We start from the raw sequence: 15,569 nt of genomic DNA on the forward strand, positions 1-15,569 counted from the left end.
CGCCTTGCGGGCCATTGGGCCTGGGGAAACCGTCCGTGTCCACGGCAAGCACGTACCAAGCATGGGGCGATGGCGGCGCATGTGCTGCCCGCGCGCTCAATCCCCCCTGGGTTGCGAGGGGTTCATGCCGGGGTGAAGGCGTGAAATTGTTTCGACGTGTAAACGTCGTCGCGCCCCGGGGTGGCCGCTAGGCTTGGGTCAGGGCCGTAGATCGGGCGAGGGCGTCGCGGGCACGCCCTGGTCCAGCGCCGCCTGGTGCTGGGCCGCCAGCGCGCGCTGGTAGGCCGGGCGCTGCCGCAGCCGCTGCCAGTAGGCACGCGTGGCGGGGCCGAATTGCGGCTCCAGGCCCAGGTGCCAGGCCAGCAGCAGCGCGTAGCCCACCGCCACGTCGGCCGCGGTGAAGCGGCCGGCGCACAGCCATTCGCCGTGGCCGAGCGCGGCCTCCACGGCGCGCAGCCGCGCCAGGAACCAGCGGCCGTAGTCCTGCGCCACCTGGGGCTGCAGGCGCTCGGGCGGCTCGAAATGCGTGTAGCGCAACACCAGGGTCAGCGGGAAGGTCAGGGTGGCGTCGCTCATGTGCAACCAGTTGAGGTAGCCGCCGAACGCCGGATCGCTGGCCTCCACGCCCAGGCCCGCCTCGGGCTGCAGGGCGGCGAGGTACTGGCACATGGCGCCCGACTCGGTCATGCGCGTCTCGCCATGCACCAGCAGGGGCACGGTGCCCAGCGGGTTGTGGCCGAGAAAATCCCGCGCATGCACGCGCGGCGGGAACGGCAGCATGTGGAGCTGGTAGGGGCGCCGCAGCTCTTCGAGCATCCACAGGGGGCGGAACGAGCGGGCGCTGACGCAGTGGTGGAGGTGGATCATGGGCAGTGAAATTTCCAGCGCCTTCAGTCTATTGGCGGGGGCGGCACAAAAGCTGCCAGCGGCGGCGCGGATCACGCCGGAGAGCGTGCCTTGCGGCGGAATTCGGCGGGAGACTGTCCCGTCCAGCCCCGGAACGCGCGGATGAAGCTCTTGTCGTTGGTGAAGCCCGCCTCGTGCGCCACCTGCTTGATGGGGCGGTCGGTGCGGTGCAGCAGGGCGATGGCGCGCTCGCGCCGCACCTCGTCCTTGAGTCCCTGCAGCGAGGCGCCCTCGTCCTTGAGCTGGCGGTGCAGGGTGCGGGGCGACAGGTGCAGGCGCTGCGCCAGGGCCTCGGCGCTGTGCGCGGCGCCCGGATCGGCGGCCAGGGCATGGCGCACGCGCTGCACCAGCAGGCGGTCGCGCCGGTACTGCAGCACCGTGAGCGGCAGGGCGCGCTGCAGCATCAGGCGCAGCGCGGCCTCGTCGCGTTGCAGCGGGAGCTGCAGGTAGCGCGCGTCGAAGCGGAGGGCGGCCGGGCCGGTGCCAAAGCGCGTGGGGCCCGGGAACAGCACGGCATAGGCGTCGTGGTGCGCGGGCCGGGGGAACGGAAACTGCGCGCCCAGCAGCGGAATGCGCGAGTCGATGAACCAGCAGGCCAGGCCGTGCGCGTTGCGCAGCACCGACACCGGGCAGAACTCGCGGAACGGCCCGAGGTCGCGGTGGGCGGTGAGCGAGAGCGTGGCCGTGCCGCCCTCGCTCTCCAGGTGCAGCGTGACGTCCTCCTGCAGCAGGCCATGGTGGCGGCACCAGCGCAGGAGCGCCACGCCCAGCGTGGGCGAACTGATGGAGGCGCGCGCCAGCAGCCCATAGCTGCCCCAGGGCAGGCGGCGCTGGAACCAGCCCAGCGCCTCGTCGTCCAGCGCCTGCATGGCCAGACCCGACAACCGCTCGAACTGCCAGGCGGTCACGCGGGCGGCAGGGTTTTCCACTTCCTGTGGCGCGATTTGTGCCTGTTGCAGCAGTGGGACGGGGTCGCGCCCGGCCTGCAGGCAGGCCTGCACGATGGCCTGGACGAAGGCCATGGGCGTAACGGCGGGGGACGCCGGTGCGGGCGAGGCCAGGGGGGCGGAGGGCGCGGAGCGGGCGGATGTGTTCACGGGGTGCAGTTTGGCCTTTCGTGGCGTTATTTGCAACCACGCTGGCAACCTTGACGACGCACCCGGGCGTATTCTCGGGGCTGAACCATCGCGCTGGAATGGCGCAGGCAAGAGCCTTCCGGGCTCGTTGCCCCCACCCGCCCCTTGAAAGAGCCCCATGCCTGTTTTGCAGACCCAACTCAATGCCCGCTCGGCCGACTTCCAGGCCAACGCCGCCGCCATGCGCACGGTGGTGGACGACCTGAACGCGCAGATCGCCAAGACCTTCGAAGGCGGTGGCGAGGCCGCGCGCGCCAAGCATGTGGCGCGCGGCAAGCTGCTGCCGCGCGAGCGCGTGGCGAACCTGCTCGACCCCGGCACGCCCTTCCTGGAACTGGCGCCGCTGGCCGCGCTGAACATGTACAACAACGACGCGCCGGGCGCGGGCCTGATCGCCGGCATCGGCCGCGTGAGCGGGGTGGACTGCATGATCGTGTGCAACGACGCCACGGTGAAGGGCGGCACCTACTACCCCATGACGGTGAAGAAGCACCTGCGCGCGCAGGAAGTGGCGGCGCAGAACCGCCTGCCCTGCATCTACCTCGTGGACTCCGGTGGCGCCAACCTGCCCAACCAGGACGACGTGTTCCCCGACCGCGAGCATTTCGGCCGCATCTTCTTCAACCAGGCCAACATGAGCGCGCAAGGCATCTCCCAGATCGCCGTGGTCATGGGCAGTTGCACGGCCGGCGGCGCCTACGTGCCCGCGATGAGCGATGAATCCATCATCGTGAAGAATCAGGGCACCATCTTCCTGGGCGGCCCGCCGCTGGTGAAGGCCGCCACGGGCGAGGTGGTCAGCAGCGAGGACCTGGGCGGTGGCGACGTGCACACGCGCCTGTCGGGCGTGGCCGACCACCTGGCGCAGAACGATCTGCACGCGCTCAAGCTGGCGCGCCACGCGGTCGCGAATTTGAATAAAAACAAGCCGCAAACGCCCGCCGATACTGCGCCAGTAGCTCCTAAATATGCAGCGGAAGAGCTGTACGGCGTGATCCCCGTGGACACGCGCAAGCCCTTCGACGTGCGCGAGATCATTGCCCGCATCGTCGACGGCAGCGAGTTCGACGAGTTCAAGGCGCGCTTTGGCAGCACCCTGGTGTGCGGCTTCGCCCGTGTCGAGGGCATGCAGGTCGGCATCATCGCCAACAACGGCATCCTGTTCAGCGAGAGCGCGCAGAAGGGCGCGCACTTCATCGAGCTGTGCTGCCAGCGCAAGATCCCGCTGGTGTTCCTGCAGAACATCACCGGCTTCATGGTGGGCCGCAAGTACGAGAACGAAGGCATCGCGCGCCACGGTGCCAAGCTGGTGACGGCCGTGGCCACGGCGGCCGTGCCCAAGTTCACCATCATCATCGGCGGCAGCTTCGGCGCCGGCAACTACGGCATGTGCGGCCGCGCCTACAGCCCGCGCTTCCTCTGGATGTGGCCCAACGCGCGCATCTCCGTGATGGGCGGCGAGCAGGCCGCCAGCGTGCTGGCCACCGTCAAGCGCGACGGCATCGAAGGCAAGGGCGGCCAGTGGAGCATGGAGGAGGAAGAGGCCTTCAAGGCCCCCATCCGCCGCCAGTACGAAGAGCAGGGCCACCCCTACTACGCCACCGCGCGCCTGTGGGACGACGGTGTGATCGACCCCGCCGACACGCGCCGCGTGCTGGCGCTGGGCCTCTCGGCCACGCGCAACGCGCCCATCGAGGACACCAAGTTCGGCGTGTTCCGCATGTAAGAACGCACGCCGCCACACGGAACGCACCATGGACGCCGCAGCCCACTTTGGCCAGCTCGCACGCTACAACGTGTGGGCCACCGAGCGCCTGCTTCAAGCCGTGGACGCGCTGCCCGAGGCGGACTACCGGCGTGACCTGGGCCTGTTCTTCCGCGGCATCCACGGCACGCTCAACCACCTGCTGGTGGGCGAGCACCTGTTGTGGTTCGTGCGCTTCGCCGAGGGCGGCTCGCCGCGCGTGGCGCTGGACGCCGAGGTGGAGAGCGACCGCGCGCGCCTGGCCGCGCGCCTGCGCGAGGGCGCGGCGCGCTGGGAGCCGTTGATCGCCGGTATCGAGCCGGCGCGCTGGAGCGGCCTGTTGTCGTACACCACCATGCGCGGCACCCCAGCATCGCTGCCGTTCGCCGCCACGCTGGCGCATGTGTTCAACCACGGCACGCACCACCGCGGGCAGATCACGGCGGCGCTCACCGCGCTCGGCCAGCCCTGCCCAGAGCTCGATCTCGTCTATTTCCTGCAGAACCCGCATTTGCCATGAGCCAGAACCTTTCCATCACCCAGTCGGGCCCGGTCGCGCGCATCACGCTGACCCAGCCCGAGGTGCGCAACGCCTTCAGCGACGAAGTCATCGCCGAGATCACCGCCGCCTTCCTTGACGTGGGGGCCCGTTCCGACGTGCGCGCCGTCATGCTGGCCGCCGAGGGCCCGGCCTTTTGCGCCGGCGCCAACCTCAACTGGATGCGCCGCATGGCCGACTACACGCGCGCCGAGAACATCGCGGACGCGGGCAAGCTCGCCGAGATGCTGCGCGTGATCTACGCCTGCCCCAAGCCGACCGTGGCCCGCGTGCAGGGCGATGTGTACGCTGGCGGCATGGGCCTGGTGGCGGCCTGCGACATGGCCGTGGCGGTGGACACGGCGGGCTTCTGCCTCAGCGAGGTCAAGCTCGGCCTGATCCCGGCCACCATCAGCCCCTACGTGATCCGTGCCATGGGCGCGCGTGCCGCGCACCGCTACTTCCTCACCGCCGAGCGCTTCGGCGCCGCCGAGGCGTTGCGCATCGGCTTCGTGCACGAAGTCGTGGCCGCCGACCAGCTCGATGCCAAGGTCGATGACATCGTCAAAGCCCTGGTCAGCGCCAGCCCGAACGCCGTGCGCGCCTGCAAGCAGCTGGTGCAGGACGTGGCCGAACGCGAGATCGACGCCCCCTTGATTGCCGCCACCGTCGAAGGCATCGCCGACATCCGCGCGAGCGAAGAGGGCCGGGAGGGCGTGCAGTCCTTCCTGCAAAAACGCAAACCGGCGTGGTTGCAGGCCTGAGCACGCACGTATGCGCCTGAACGACCATGGACCAGCTCTGGCTGCACATCGTCCAGTGGCTCCACACCGTGGGGCTGCATGTGGACGCGGGCACCGCGCGGGGCGTGGCCGAGGGCGCGGCACGGGCCACGGCCCAGCTCGACATGCCGGGCCTGCTGGCGCTGGCGGCCGCGCTGGGCTGGGCCAGCGGGTTCCGGCTCTATGCCGTGGTGTTCCTCGTCGGCCTGATGGGCGCGACCGGCTGGTTGGCGTTGCCGCCGGGCCTGCAGGTGCTGCAGCACCCGGCGGTGCTGGCGGTGAGCGGCTTCATGCTGCTGGTCGAGTTCTTCGCCGACAAGGTGCCCTGGCTCGACAGTGCCTGGGATGCGCTGCATACGGTGATCCGCATCCCGGCGGGGGCGGTGCTGGCGGCGGGGGTGTTCGGCGCCGACAACGCCACCATGGCGCTGGTCGCCGGCCTGCTGGGCGGCTCGCTGTCGGCCACGGCGCTGGCCACCAAGATGACCACGCGCGCGGCGGTCAATATCTCGCCCGAGCCGTTTTCCAACTGGGGGCTGTCCTTCCTCGAAGACGGCCTGGTGGTGGCCGTGGTCTGGCTGGCCACGCAGCACCCGCTGTGGTTCGGCGTGGCGCTGGTGTTCATGCTCATCGTGTCGGCGCTGCTGCTGGTGCTGCTTTTCCGATTCCTGCGCGCGGTGCTGCGCCGCGTTGCCTCGTTTTTTTCTGGTTCTCCTGGAGTGGCCTAAATGTTTACCAAAATCCTGATTGCTAACCGCGGCGAGATTGCATGCCGGGTCGCGGCGACTGCCAAGCGCATGGGCGTCAAGACCGTCGCCGTGTATTCCGACGCCGACGCCAATGCCAAGCATGTCGCCGTGTGCGACGAGGCCGTGCACATCGGCGGCAGCGCCCCCAAGGACAGCTACCTGCGCTGGGAGCGCATCATCGAGGCCGCCCAGGCCACGGGCGCCCAGGCCATCCACCCCGGCTACGGCTTCCTCAGCGAGAACGAGGAGTTCGCCCAGGCCTGCCAGGATGCCGGCCTGGTCTTCATCGGCCCGCCGCCCTCGGCCATCAAGGACATGGGCCTGAAGGCCGAGTCCAAGCAGCTCATGGAGAAGGCCGGCGTGCCGCTGGTGCCCGGCTACCACGGCGTCAACCAGGACGCCGCGCTGTTGCAGGCCGAGGCCGACCGCATCGGCTACCCCGTGCTCATCAAGGCCAGCGCCGGCGGCGGTGGCAAGGGCATGCGCGCCGTGGACAAGGCCGAGGACTTCGCGGCCGCGCTGGCGTCGTGCAAGCGCGAGGCGATCAACAGCTTCGGCGACGATGCCGTGCTGATCGAGAAATACGTGCAGCGCCCGCGCCACATCGAGATCCAGGTGTTCGGCGACACGCATGGCAACTATGTCTACCTGTTCGAGCGCGACTGCTCGGTGCAGCGCCGCCACCAGAAGGTGCTGGAGGAAGCCCCCGCGCCCGGCATGACGCCCGAGATGCGCGCCCAGATGGGCCTGGCCGCCGTGGCCGCCGCGCGCGCCGTGCACTACGTGGGCGCGGGCACGGTGGAGTTCATCGTTGAGCAGCGCCCCGATGGCAGCATGAACTTCTTCTTCATGGAGATGAACACGCGCCTGCAGGTCGAGCACCCGGTCACCGAGGCCATCACCGGCCAGGACCTGGTGGAATGGCAGCTGCGCGTGGCCGCGGGCGAGCCGCTGCCGCTGCAGCAGGACGAGCTGCGCATCACCGGCCACGCCATCGAGGCGCGCATCTGCGCCGAGAACCCCGACAACAACTTCCTGCCCGCCACCGGCCAGCTCGCCGTGTACGGCCTGCCCGACTGCGTGGCCTTCGAGCGCGGCGCGGTGCGTGTGGACTCCGGCGTGCGCCAGGGCGATGCCATCAGCCCGTTCTACGACTCCATGGTGGCCAAACTCATCGTGCACGGCGACACGCGCGAGCAGGCGCTGGCGCGCCTGGACGAAGCGCTGGCCCAGACCCACATCGTCGGCCTGGCCACCAACGTGCAGTTCCTGCGCATGGTGGCGCGCACCGATTCGTTCGCCAACGCCAACCTCGACACCGCACTGATCCCGCGCGAGGAGTCCGTGCTGTTCAAGCAGGAGCGCGTGGGCCTGCCGCTGGCGGCTGCCGCCGCCGTGGCCCAGACCCTGCTGCGCGAGCGCGCCACCGAGGGCGCGGACCCGTTCAGCCGCCGCGACGGCTGGCGCTCGCACGGTCTGGTGGAGCGCCGCTTCGAGTTCGACTTCAACGGCGCGCACGCCAAGGCCAGCCTGACCTACCTGCACGACGGCGGCCTGCGCCTGACGGTGGGCGAGGGCGCCCAGGCCGTTTCCGGTCCGCTGGTGTTTCAGGCGGTGGCCGGAGGCATCGAGCTGCAGTACGCGGGTGAACGCACCCGCGCCACGGTGCACGCCATGGGCGAAACCGACCATGTGTTCATGCCCCGGGGCGCCACGCAGATCGTCGCCATCGACCTGCTGGCCCATGCGGGCGAGGACCAGTCCGAGGGCGGGCGCCTGACCGCGCCCATGCCGGGCAAGGTGGTGTCGTTCGCGGTGCAGGCGGGCGACAAGGTCAGCAAGGGCCAGGCCCTGGCCGTGATGGAGGCCATGAAGATGGAGCACACCATCGCCGCGCCCGTGGACGGCGTGGTGCAGGAGCTGCTCTACGCGCCGGGCGACCAGGTGGCCGAGGGCGCCGAGCTGCTCAAGCTTTCCGCGGAGTGACAGAAGTTTCGCGGCGGGCGGGGTACGCTCGGTGGCCATGAAGATCACCTTTTGCTGTACCGATACCAAGGCCGAGCCCTGGCTCCAGGGCCTGCGGGCCGCCTTCCCGCAGGCCGAGATCGCCGTCTGGCAGCCCGGCGCGCCCGTGGCCGACTATGCCGTCGTCTGGGCCCCGCCCCAGCAGTTCATGGACGAGCAGCAGGGTCTCAAGGCCCTGTTCAACATCGGCGCGGGCGTCGATGCGCTGCTGCAGCGCCGCCTGCCGCCGGGGGCGCGCGTGGTGCGCCTGGACGATGCCGGCATGGCCGTGCAGATGGCCGAGTACGTGTGCCACGCCGTCATCCGCCACTTCCGTGAATTCGACCAATACGAGGCCGGCATGCGCGCGGGCCAGTGGGCCTACCGCAAGCCGCGCCTGCGCCAGGACCTGCCCGTGGGCGTGATGGGCCTGGGCGTGCTCGGCGAGCGCGTGGCCCGGGCGTTGGCGCAGTTCGATTTTCCGGTGAACGGCTGGAGCCGCTCGCCCAAGGCGCTCGACGGTATCCGCGCCTTCAGCGGGCCGGAGGGCTTCCACGGCTTCCTGGCCGCCAGCCGCGTGCTGGTGAACCTGCTGCCGCTCACGCCGGATACGGAAAACATCCTGAACCGCGACACCCTCGCGCGCCTGCGGCCGGGCGGCTACCTCATCAACGTCGCGCGCGGCGCGCACCTGGTCGAGGACGACCTGCTGGCGCTGCTGGACAGCGGCCACCTCGCGGGCGCCACGCTGGACGTGTTCCGCACCGAGCCGCTGCCCGCCGGCCACCCGTTCTGGAACCACCCGCGCATCGTCGCCACGCCGCACACCTCGGCGCGCACGCTGCGCGACGAAAGCATCGCCCAGATCGCGGGCAAGATCGGCGCGCTGGAGCGCGGCGAGGCCATTGCCGGTGTCGTGGACCCCGGGCGTGGCTACTGACCGAACCCGATTCACCAAGGACCTTCCCATGAGCATCCCCTCCCGTGTCCAGATCATCGATGTCGGCCCGCGCGACGGCCTGCAGAACGAGAAAACTCCCGTGCCCGCCGAGGTCAAGGTGGCCCTGGTGCACCGCCTGCAGGACGCCGGCCTGCAGGAGATCGAGGTCACCAGCTTCGTCAGCCCCAAGTGGGTGCCGCAGATGGCCGACAACGTGGACGTCATGGCCGGCATCGAACGCAAGGCTGGCGTGCGCTACTCCGTGCTCACGCCCAACCTGCAGGGCTACGAGGCGGCCGTGAAAACGCGGCCCGACGAGATTGTGGTGTTCGGCTCGGCCAGCGAGGCCTTCAGCCGCAAGAACATCAACTGCTCCATCGCCGAGAGCATCGAGCGCTTCGCCCCCGTGGTCGAGGCCGCGCTGGCGGCGGGCATCCGCGTGCGCGGCGCCATGAGCTGCACCGTGGGCTGCCCCTACGAGGGCGAGGTCGCGCCTCGGCAGGTGGCCTACCTCGCGGGGCTGATGAAGGGCATCGGCGTGCAGCGCGTGGACGTGGCCGACACCATCGGCGTGGGCACGCCGTACAAGGTGCAGCGCGCCATCGAGGCGACGCTGCAGCACTACGGCATCGACGCGGTGTCGGGCCATTTCCACGACACCTACGGCCAGGCGCTGTCCAACACGCTGGCCGCGCTGGAGCTGGGCGTGTGGAATTTCCAGGCCTCCGTCTCGGGCCTGGGCGGCTGCCCCTACGCCAAGGGCGCCACGGGCAACGTGGCCACCGAGGATCTGGTGTTCATGCTCCAGGGCATGGGCATCGAGACCGGCATCGACCTCGACAAGCTCGTCGATGCCGGGGCCTATATCAGCGACTTCCTGGGCCGCAAGCCCAATTCGCGCGTGGCCGTGGCGGTGCTGAACAAGCGGGCCGGCTGACGGGCTCTCAGGACGAAGCCTTCTTCCAGAACGCGTGGCCGGTGCCCGCCTGCTTGGCCTGGTACATGGCCTGGTCGGCGCTGCGCATCAGCTCGATGAGGGTGTGGCCGTCCTGCGGGCTGCGCGCGATGCCGGTGCTGGCCCCCACGGTGAGCGCCTGGCCCTGGAAATCCACCGGCTGGCGCACCGCGGCGTCCAGGCGCCGTGCCAGTGCCGCCAACTGATCGTCGGGCAGCGGCGCGGCGAGCAGGACCACGAATTCGTCGCCGCCCAGCCGCGCCACGATGTCGCCCGCGCGGACCTGGGCCTGCAGGCGCGCCGCCACGGCGCGCAGCACGGCGTCGCCCGCGTCGTGTCCGTGGGCGTCGTTGATGGGCTTGAAACGGTCCAGGTCGAGCAGCATCAGCGCATGCGGCAAGTGGTCGGCCAGCATCCGCGTGGCGCCCTGGGCCAGTCCGGTGCGGTTGGCCAGGCCGGTCAGCGGATCGGTGGCGGCGGCCTGCGCCAGGTGCGCGGCATGCAGGCGCAGTTCGATCTGCGAGGCGCGCAGGCCGCTGATGCGGCTGCTCAGCGCGATGGCGAACACCACCATCTCGGCCGCCACGCCGATCTGCAGGCCGTTGGCCAGCAGGAAGGGCGCGTCGATCACCTTCCAGTTGACCAGCACCACGCCCAGCACCGACAAAAACAGCATGGCCTGGCCGCCCAGGTACCACTGCGCGGGCGCGAAATCGCGCCGCAGGATGGCGACGGCCGCCACGGCGGCCAGCAGCGCGCCCAGGCTGGCGGCGGTTTCGTTCAGGGTCTGGGCCGTGGCGAACAGGCCCAGCAGGCCCAGCAGGGCGGTGAACGCGGCCAGCGCGGCAATGGCCTGCACCAGCCGGTCCAGCAGGGGCAACTGCCGCGTGCCCAGGAAGCTGCGCGTGAACAGCGCGCCGAACAGCAGCCACAGGCTGGGCAGCACCACGTTGCCGCGCTCCTGCCACCAGGGCCACTGGCCCCACAGGTAGTGGGCCGCGTGGCCGTTGAAGCTGGCCAGCGTCAGCAGCGCGAAGGCGCACTGGCCGATGTAGAAACCGTAGGTGGCATCGCGGAAGATGCCCGCGAGCGCGAGGTTGTAGACCAGCAGCGCCAGCAGGATGCCGTAGCAGATGCCGTCGAACAGCCGCTTGTGCTGGCGCCATTGCAGGTATTCGGCCGTGTCCCAGACCGACAGGCCCAGGATGGGCGCCGTCTCGCCGAGCAGCCGGGCATAGACCGTGTAGGTGCCCGGGCCGGGCAGCTGCAGGCGCATGAGGTAGCGCTCGCTGCCCAGGGGCCGGGTGGCAAAGGGCTGCGACAGACCGGTGTGCACCGGCGGTGCCAGCGCCCGGCCCTGGGCGTCGAACGGGCCGTGGAAGCGCACGTCCTTCAGCGCCGTGGTCTGCGTGGCCAGCACCCAGTCGCCGCTCTCGGCGCGCTGCTCTAGTTCCACCTTGAACCAGTGCGGCCGCGCGCCGCCGCCACGCGGCGGGTTCGCGGTGGACACGAAGCGCCCGGCGTGTGCGGGGCCGAGAAGGTCGTCCAGCGTCAGCGTGCCGCTGTCGTCCTCCAGCCACTGCAGCGGGACGGTTTCGCCGAGCAGCAAGCCTTGCCGGTGCTCATCGAGGACGATGGGCGTGGCCCGGGCCCCTGACAGGTGGATGGCAAGGAGGCACAGCAGCAGGCAGGCGCGAAGCAGCTTCATGGACAATGGAGGGCAATATCCACACTGTAACCGTGTGTGCACTCAGTTTTCGTGACGCAGCCCTTGCCGGAGGCGTCTTTTGCCAGGTGCGCACCGGCCCGCACAGCCCGCCATGAACCACCTTCCAGAAAGCACCCAACGCGTGGCCGCCGCATTGCAGGCGGCCGGCCATCCCCACGGACCGCGCATGCTCGACGACGCCGCCCGCACCGCGCAGCAGGCGGCCGACCAGCTCGGCGTGCAGCTTGGCCAGATCGCCAAGAGCATCATCTTCCGGCGCAAGGGCGACGACGCGGCCGTGCTCGTCATCACCTCGGGCGACCGGCGCGTGGACGAGAAGAAGGTCGAGGCCCATGTGGGCAAGATCGGTCGGGCCGACGCCGGCTTCGTGAAGGAGCGCACCGGCTTCTCGATCGGCGGCGTGTCGCCCGTGGCGCATGCCACGCCCCCGGTCACGCTGATCGACCGCGACCTGCTGCGCTTCGACGTGGTCTGGGCCGCCGCCGGGCACCCGCACGGCGTGTTTCCGCTCCATCCCGCCGACCTGGAACGGCTCACCGGCGCGCCGGTGGTCGATGTGGTGCAGGAGCCCGCAGCCGCATGAGCGCTACAGAAGGCATAGCTGCTCGCGCCCGTCTGCTGGGCGAAGCGGGCTATTTTGATGCGAATTCCGACGAGGTGATCCCCTCGCCCTGCATTTCCGTGTGCCGCATGTCCGAGGACCGCAGCCACTGCGAGGGGTGCTTCCGCACCATCCCCGAGATCCGCGCCTGGGCGCAGGCCGACAGCGCCGAACGCCTGGCCATCTGGGCGCGGCTGGCGCAGCGCGCCGGCATCGCTTTCCCTCCCTGAAGACCCTCTCGACCTAGGAGCCGCCATGAAGCACATCGTCTTCCACCTGGACTTTGTTTCACCCTATGCCTGGCTGGCCTTCGAGCGCCTGCCCGAGGTGCTGGAGGGCCTGAGCCACAGCGTGGAATACCGGCCGGTGCTGCTGGGCGCGCTGCTCAAGCAGCATGGCAACCCGGGCCCGGCGGGCATCGCTCCCAAGCGCGACTGGACCTACCGCCATGCGGTCTGGCTCGGCCATTCGCTGGGCGTGCCGCTGGCCATGCCGGCGCGCCACCCGTTCAACCCGCTGGCGCTGCTGCGCCTGGCCCTGGCCTGCAGCGAGGACGGCAGCATCAACCGTTTCGTCACCGGCACGGTGTTCCGCCATGTCTGGCAGGGCGGGCAGGATGCGCTCGACGCCGAGCGCCTGACCCAGCTCGCCGCCGAGCTGGAGCCCCAGCGCAAGCCCGGCGACGAGGATGGCGCGCGCGCCAAGGCGCTGCTGCGCGCCAACACCGAGGCCGCCACGGCGCGCGGCGTGTTCGGCGTGCCGGCCCTGGAGGTGGACGGCAAGGTCTTCTGGGGCTACGACAGCCTGCCCATGCTGCGCGCCTACCTGGAGGGCGACGCCTGGTTCGACCAAGGCTGGGACGCCGCTGCAAGCGTGGCGCAAGGCCTGCCGGTTTGAATGCGGGGGCCACGCCCTGGCGCGGCCCCTTCATCGTCTGCACCCATGCCCAGCGCCTTCAATTTCAATGCCTCGCCTTTCGACTGCCTGAGCCTGGACGAGCAGCACCTGGTGCGCGCCAGCGTCGACATCGCCTACTTCCCCGAGGGCGCCGTGGTGCTCGACGTGGGCGTGGCGCCCACGCACCTGTTCGTCCTCATCAAGGGCTACGTCACGCAGACCGAGGGCGACGAGGTGCTGGCCACCTACGGGCCGGACGATTGCTTCGACGGCTGCGGCCTGATGACCGGGCGTGTCAACAGCCGCTTCGTCGCCGCCGAGGAGGTGGTGGCCTACCAGCTCGCCCACGCGGCGGTGAACGAGCTCATCGCGCGCAACACCACCTTCGGCGCGCTGCTGTTCTCCGACCTGGGGCAGAAGCTCAGCGCGCTGGCGCAGCGCGCCGACCAGCACGAGCTGCAGTCGCTCACCCTGGCGCGCGTGGACCAGGCCTTCCTGCGTCCGGCGCACACGGTGGACGCGGCCACCGACATCGTCTCGGTGGTGCGCCTGTTCCAGGCACAGCGCACCACCAACGTGCTGGTCACGGGCCTGCCCGGCGGCGCGCTGGGCATCTTCACCAACACCAGCCTGCAGCGCGCCATCCTCGACGGCCGCCCGCTGGACCGGCTGGCCGTGGGCGAGCTGGCCAGCGGCCCGGTGGTCACCGTGCGGCCGGCGGACCAGCTCGGCGACGCCATGGCGCTGATGCTGCGCCGCCGCGTGCACCGCCTCGTGGTGGTGGAGGAGGGCGGCACGGTGCGCGGCATCCTGGAGGCGCTCGACCTGTTCAGCTTCCTGGCCAACCACTCGCACCTCATCACGGTGCAGATCGAGCATGCGCAGGACCTGGAGGCGCTGGCCCAGGCGGCGGCGCAGATCACGCGGCTGATCGCGGCGCTGTACCGCGCGGGCACGCGCATCGGCCTCATGGCCAAGCTGGTGCAACAGCTCAACGCCCGGCTGTTCGAGCGTGCCTGGACCATGGTGGCGCCGCCCGCGCTGGTGGACAACAGCTGCCTGTTCGTCATGGGCAGCGAGGGGCGCGGTGAGCAGTTGCTCAAGACCGACCAGGACAACGGCCTGGTGCTGCGTGACGGCTACGCGCCGCCCGCCGACCTCGACGCCATCTGCCAGCGCTTTTCCGAGGTGCTGGCGAGTTTCGGCTACCCCGAATGCCCGGGCCGCATCATGGTCAGCAACCCCGACTGGCGCGGCGCGGCGGGCGAGTTCGGCCAGCGCGTGCGCCAGTGGCTGCTGCAGCCCGAGGGCGACAGCCTGATGCAGCTGGCCATCTTCCTCGACGCCCACGCCGTGGCCGGCGACGCCGCGCTGCTGGCCACCGTGCGCGAGGGCGTGGCGGCGCTGGCCGTGGACAACGACGCCGTGCTGGCGCGCTTCGCCGCTGCGGTGGAGAACTTCGGCGGCCCCACGGGCTGGTGGAGCCGCCTGTTCGGCCTGGGCGACGAGGGGCACAGGATCAGTCTCAAGAAGGCCGGCATCTTCCCCATCGTGCACGGCGTGCGCAGCCTGGCCCTGGCACGGCGCGTGGCCGCCACCGGCACGGCCGAGCGCATCCGGGCCCTGGTGGCCGACGGCACGCTCGACGCGGCGCTGGGCGACGAGCTGGTGCAGAGCCTGCACTTCCTCATGGGCCTGCGCCTCAAGGCCGGGCTGGCCGAGACCGACACCGGCCGCCCGGTCACCGGCAATGTCGACCCCGAACGCCTGAGCAGCCTGGAGCGCGACCTGCTCAAGGATGCGCTGGCCGTGGTCAAGCGCTTCAAGGCCCTGCTGCACCACCGGCTGAAGCTGGACGCGCTGTGAGCCTGTTCGAGCGCGTGCGGCGTGCCTGGCTGCTCTACCACCTGGCCGACCCGGCCTATGCCTTCCTGTTCGATCCGCCGCCGCCCGATGAATGGGTGGCGCTGGACTGCGAGACCACGGGGCTCAACGTGCGCAACGACGAAATCATCGCCATCGGCGCGGTGCGCATCGCAGGCAACCGCATCCTGACGAGCGAGCGGCTGGAGCTGCTGGTGCGCCCGGAAAAAGGCGTGTCGGCCGACAGCGTGCGCATCCACCGCCTGCGCAGCCAGGACGTGGCGCAGGGCCTGCCGCTGCAGGAGGCCATGGGCCGGTTGCTGCGCTTCATCGGCAGCCGCCCGCTGGTGGGCTACTACCTCGAATTCGACGTGGCCATGCTCAACCGCGCGCTCTGGCCCATGCTCGGCATGGGGCTGCCGCAGCCCAAGATCGAGGTCTCGGCGATGTACTACGAGCACAAGTTCCGCCAGCTCCCGCCCTACCAGCAGCAGGCCAACGCCGACATCGACCTGCGCTTTTCCACGCTGATGGACGACCTGGGCCTGCCCCGGCGCGACGCGCACGACGCGCTCAACGACGCGGTGATGGCGGCGCTGGCCTTCGTCAAGCTGCGCCAGTTGCGCGGCGGCTGAGCCAATCCAAGCCAAATCGGGCTTCGGGGCCCTTCCGTAAAGCGCCAATAGCTATTGTTTTAATAGCAAAAGCGCCCTGTGCGCAGGCTC

The 15,569-nt window shown here is 70.3% G+C and carries 15 protein-coding genes; 12 read left to right on the top strand and 3 right to left on the bottom strand.

What is annotated here, in order from left to right:
• Window positions 1–198: 198 nt before the first annotated feature.
• Together D8S75_RS06235 and D8S75_RS06240 are read right to left on the bottom strand one after the other, a co-directional pair.
• The gene (locus tag D8S75_RS06235; RefSeq protein WP_119965158.1) at window positions 199–867 is read right to left on the bottom strand and encodes a glutathione S-transferase family protein; all 669 of its coding nucleotides are present in this window, start codon (window positions 865–867) and stop codon (window positions 199–201) included.
• A gap of 71 nt (window positions 868–938) precedes the next feature.
• Complete coding sequence (locus D8S75_RS06240; protein WP_119965160.1) at window positions 939–1,928, bottom strand: AraC family transcriptional regulator; 990 nt, start codon at window positions 1,926–1,928, stop codon at window positions 939–941.
• A gap of 232 nt (window positions 1,929–2,160) precedes the next feature.
• On the opposite strand from D8S75_RS06240, the gene D8S75_RS06245 reads away from it, so the two are divergent.
• The 7 genes from D8S75_RS06245 to D8S75_RS06275 are packed head-to-tail and all read left to right on the top strand — an operon-like array spanning window position 2,161 to window position 9,736.
• Window positions 2,161–3,768, top strand: a complete 1,608-nt coding sequence (locus D8S75_RS06245) for a carboxyl transferase domain-containing protein (RefSeq protein ID WP_119965161.1) — start codon at window positions 2,161–2,163, stop codon at window positions 3,766–3,768.
• 28 nt (window positions 3,769–3,796) lie between these two features.
• A complete protein-coding gene (locus D8S75_RS06250; protein WP_119965163.1) occupies window positions 3,797–4,306 on the top strand; it encodes a DinB family protein in 510 nt (169 codons plus the stop codon).
• Entirely contained in the window at window positions 4,303–5,088 is a 786-nt protein-coding gene (locus D8S75_RS06255) for an enoyl-CoA hydratase/isomerase family protein (protein ID WP_119965164.1), read from the top strand. Before D8S75_RS06250 ends, D8S75_RS06255 begins: the two co-directional genes overlap by 4 nt.
• Window positions 5,089–5,114: 26 nt before the next feature.
• Window positions 5,115–5,834: a DUF4126 domain-containing protein gene (locus D8S75_RS06260; RefSeq protein ID WP_119965166.1), complete on the top strand. Its 720-nt coding sequence runs from the start codon at window positions 5,115–5,117 to the stop codon at window positions 5,832–5,834.
• Window positions 5,835–7,841, top strand: coding sequence for an acetyl/propionyl/methylcrotonyl-CoA carboxylase subunit alpha (locus tag D8S75_RS06265; protein ID WP_119965168.1), 2,007 nt, complete (start codon window positions 5,835–5,837; stop codon window positions 7,839–7,841).
• 37 nt (window positions 7,842–7,878) lie between these two features.
• A complete protein-coding gene (locus D8S75_RS06270; RefSeq protein ID WP_119965169.1) occupies window positions 7,879–8,799 on the top strand; it encodes a 2-hydroxyacid dehydrogenase in 921 nt (306 codons plus the stop codon).
• A 28-nt stretch (window positions 8,800–8,827) separates the two neighbouring features.
• Window positions 8,828–9,736, top strand: coding sequence for a hydroxymethylglutaryl-CoA lyase (locus tag D8S75_RS06275; RefSeq protein ID WP_119965171.1), 909 nt, complete (start codon window positions 8,828–8,830; stop codon window positions 9,734–9,736).
• A gap of 7 nt (window positions 9,737–9,743) precedes the next feature.
• Here the strand turns inward: D8S75_RS06275 and D8S75_RS06280 are convergent, their stop codons facing one another.
• Window positions 9,744–11,462 (bottom strand): diguanylate cyclase, encoded by a 1,719-nt coding sequence (locus tag D8S75_RS06280; RefSeq protein WP_119965173.1) that lies wholly within the window; start codon window positions 11,460–11,462, stop codon window positions 9,744–9,746.
• Between the two features lie 112 nt (window positions 11,463–11,574).
• Between D8S75_RS06280 and D8S75_RS06285 the strand changes: the two genes are divergently transcribed.
• Genes D8S75_RS06285 through D8S75_RS06305 form a run of 5 tightly spaced genes read left to right on the top strand, consistent with a single transcriptional unit; the run spans window position 11,575 to window position 15,479 of the window.
• Window positions 11,575–12,066, top strand: coding sequence for a YbaK/EbsC family protein (locus D8S75_RS06285; RefSeq protein WP_119965175.1), 492 nt, complete (start codon window positions 11,575–11,577; stop codon window positions 12,064–12,066).
• Window positions 12,063–12,314, top strand: a complete 252-nt coding sequence (locus D8S75_RS06290; protein ID WP_119965176.1) for a DUF1289 domain-containing protein — start codon at window positions 12,063–12,065, stop codon at window positions 12,312–12,314. The genes D8S75_RS06285 and D8S75_RS06290 overlap by 4 nt, the downstream gene beginning before the upstream one ends.
• Window positions 12,315–12,339: 25 nt before the next feature.
• On the top strand, window positions 12,340–12,981 hold the full coding sequence (locus D8S75_RS06295; protein WP_119965178.1) for a 2-hydroxychromene-2-carboxylate isomerase: 642 nt from the start codon (window positions 12,340–12,342) through the stop codon (window positions 12,979–12,981).
• Between the two features lie 45 nt (window positions 12,982–13,026).
• Window positions 13,027–14,847 carry a putative nucleotidyltransferase substrate binding domain-containing protein gene (locus D8S75_RS06300; RefSeq protein ID WP_119965180.1) on the top strand — a complete coding sequence of 607 codons (1,821 nt, stop codon included), beginning with the start codon at window positions 13,027–13,029 and terminating at the stop codon, window positions 14,845–14,847.
• On the top strand, window positions 14,844–15,479 hold the full coding sequence (locus D8S75_RS06305; RefSeq protein ID WP_119965181.1) for a 3'-5' exonuclease: 636 nt from the start codon (window positions 14,844–14,846) through the stop codon (window positions 15,477–15,479). Before D8S75_RS06300 ends, D8S75_RS06305 begins: the two co-directional genes overlap by 4 nt.
• Window positions 15,480–15,569: the final 90 nt, after the last annotated feature.

Origin of the sequence: Simplicispira lacusdiani (assembly GCF_003604195.1) — a bacterium.
In the GTDB taxonomy this organism is placed as follows: Bacteria; Pseudomonadota; Gammaproteobacteria; order Burkholderiales; family Burkholderiaceae_C; genus Simplicispira; species Simplicispira lacusdiani.

Bases quoted from the DNA above. Each gene is read 5' to 3' on its own strand.
- D8S75_RS06290 (WP_119965176.1), top strand. From the start codon at position 12,063: ATGAGCGCTACAGAAGGCATAGCTGCTCGCGCCCGTCTGCTGGGCGAA.
- D8S75_RS06250 (WP_119965163.1), top strand. From the start codon at position 3,797: ATGGACGCCGCAGCCCACTTTGGCCAGCTCGCACGCTACAACGTGTGG.
- D8S75_RS06270 (WP_119965169.1), top strand. From the start codon at position 7,879: ATGAAGATCACCTTTTGCTGTACCGATACCAAGGCCGAGCCCTGGCTC.
- D8S75_RS06275 (WP_119965171.1), top strand. From the start codon at position 8,828: ATGAGCATCCCCTCCCGTGTCCAGATCATCGATGTCGGCCCGCGCGAC.
- D8S75_RS06285 (WP_119965175.1), top strand. From the start codon at position 11,575: ATGAACCACCTTCCAGAAAGCACCCAACGCGTGGCCGCCGCATTGCAG.
- D8S75_RS06245 (WP_119965161.1), top strand. From the start codon at position 2,161: ATGCCTGTTTTGCAGACCCAACTCAATGCCCGCTCGGCCGACTTCCAG.
- D8S75_RS06265 (WP_119965168.1), top strand. From the start codon at position 5,835: ATGTTTACCAAAATCCTGATTGCTAACCGCGGCGAGATTGCATGCCGG.
- D8S75_RS06300 (WP_119965180.1), top strand. From the start codon at position 13,027: ATGCCCAGCGCCTTCAATTTCAATGCCTCGCCTTTCGACTGCCTGAGC.
- D8S75_RS06235 (WP_119965158.1), bottom strand. From the start codon at position 867: ATGATCCACCTCCACCACTGCGTCAGCGCCCGCTCGTTCCGCCCCCTG.
- D8S75_RS06260 (WP_119965166.1), top strand. From the start codon at position 5,115: ATGGACCAGCTCTGGCTGCACATCGTCCAGTGGCTCCACACCGTGGGG.
- D8S75_RS06280 (WP_119965173.1), bottom strand. From the start codon at position 11,462: ATGAAGCTGCTTCGCGCCTGCCTGCTGCTGTGCCTCCTTGCCATCCAC.
- D8S75_RS06240 (WP_119965160.1), bottom strand. From the start codon at position 1,928: ATGGCCTTCGTCCAGGCCATCGTGCAGGCCTGCCTGCAGGCCGGGCGC.
- D8S75_RS06255 (WP_119965164.1), top strand. From the start codon at position 4,303: ATGAGCCAGAACCTTTCCATCACCCAGTCGGGCCCGGTCGCGCGCATC.
- D8S75_RS06295 (WP_119965178.1), top strand. From the start codon at position 12,340: ATGAAGCACATCGTCTTCCACCTGGACTTTGTTTCACCCTATGCCTGG.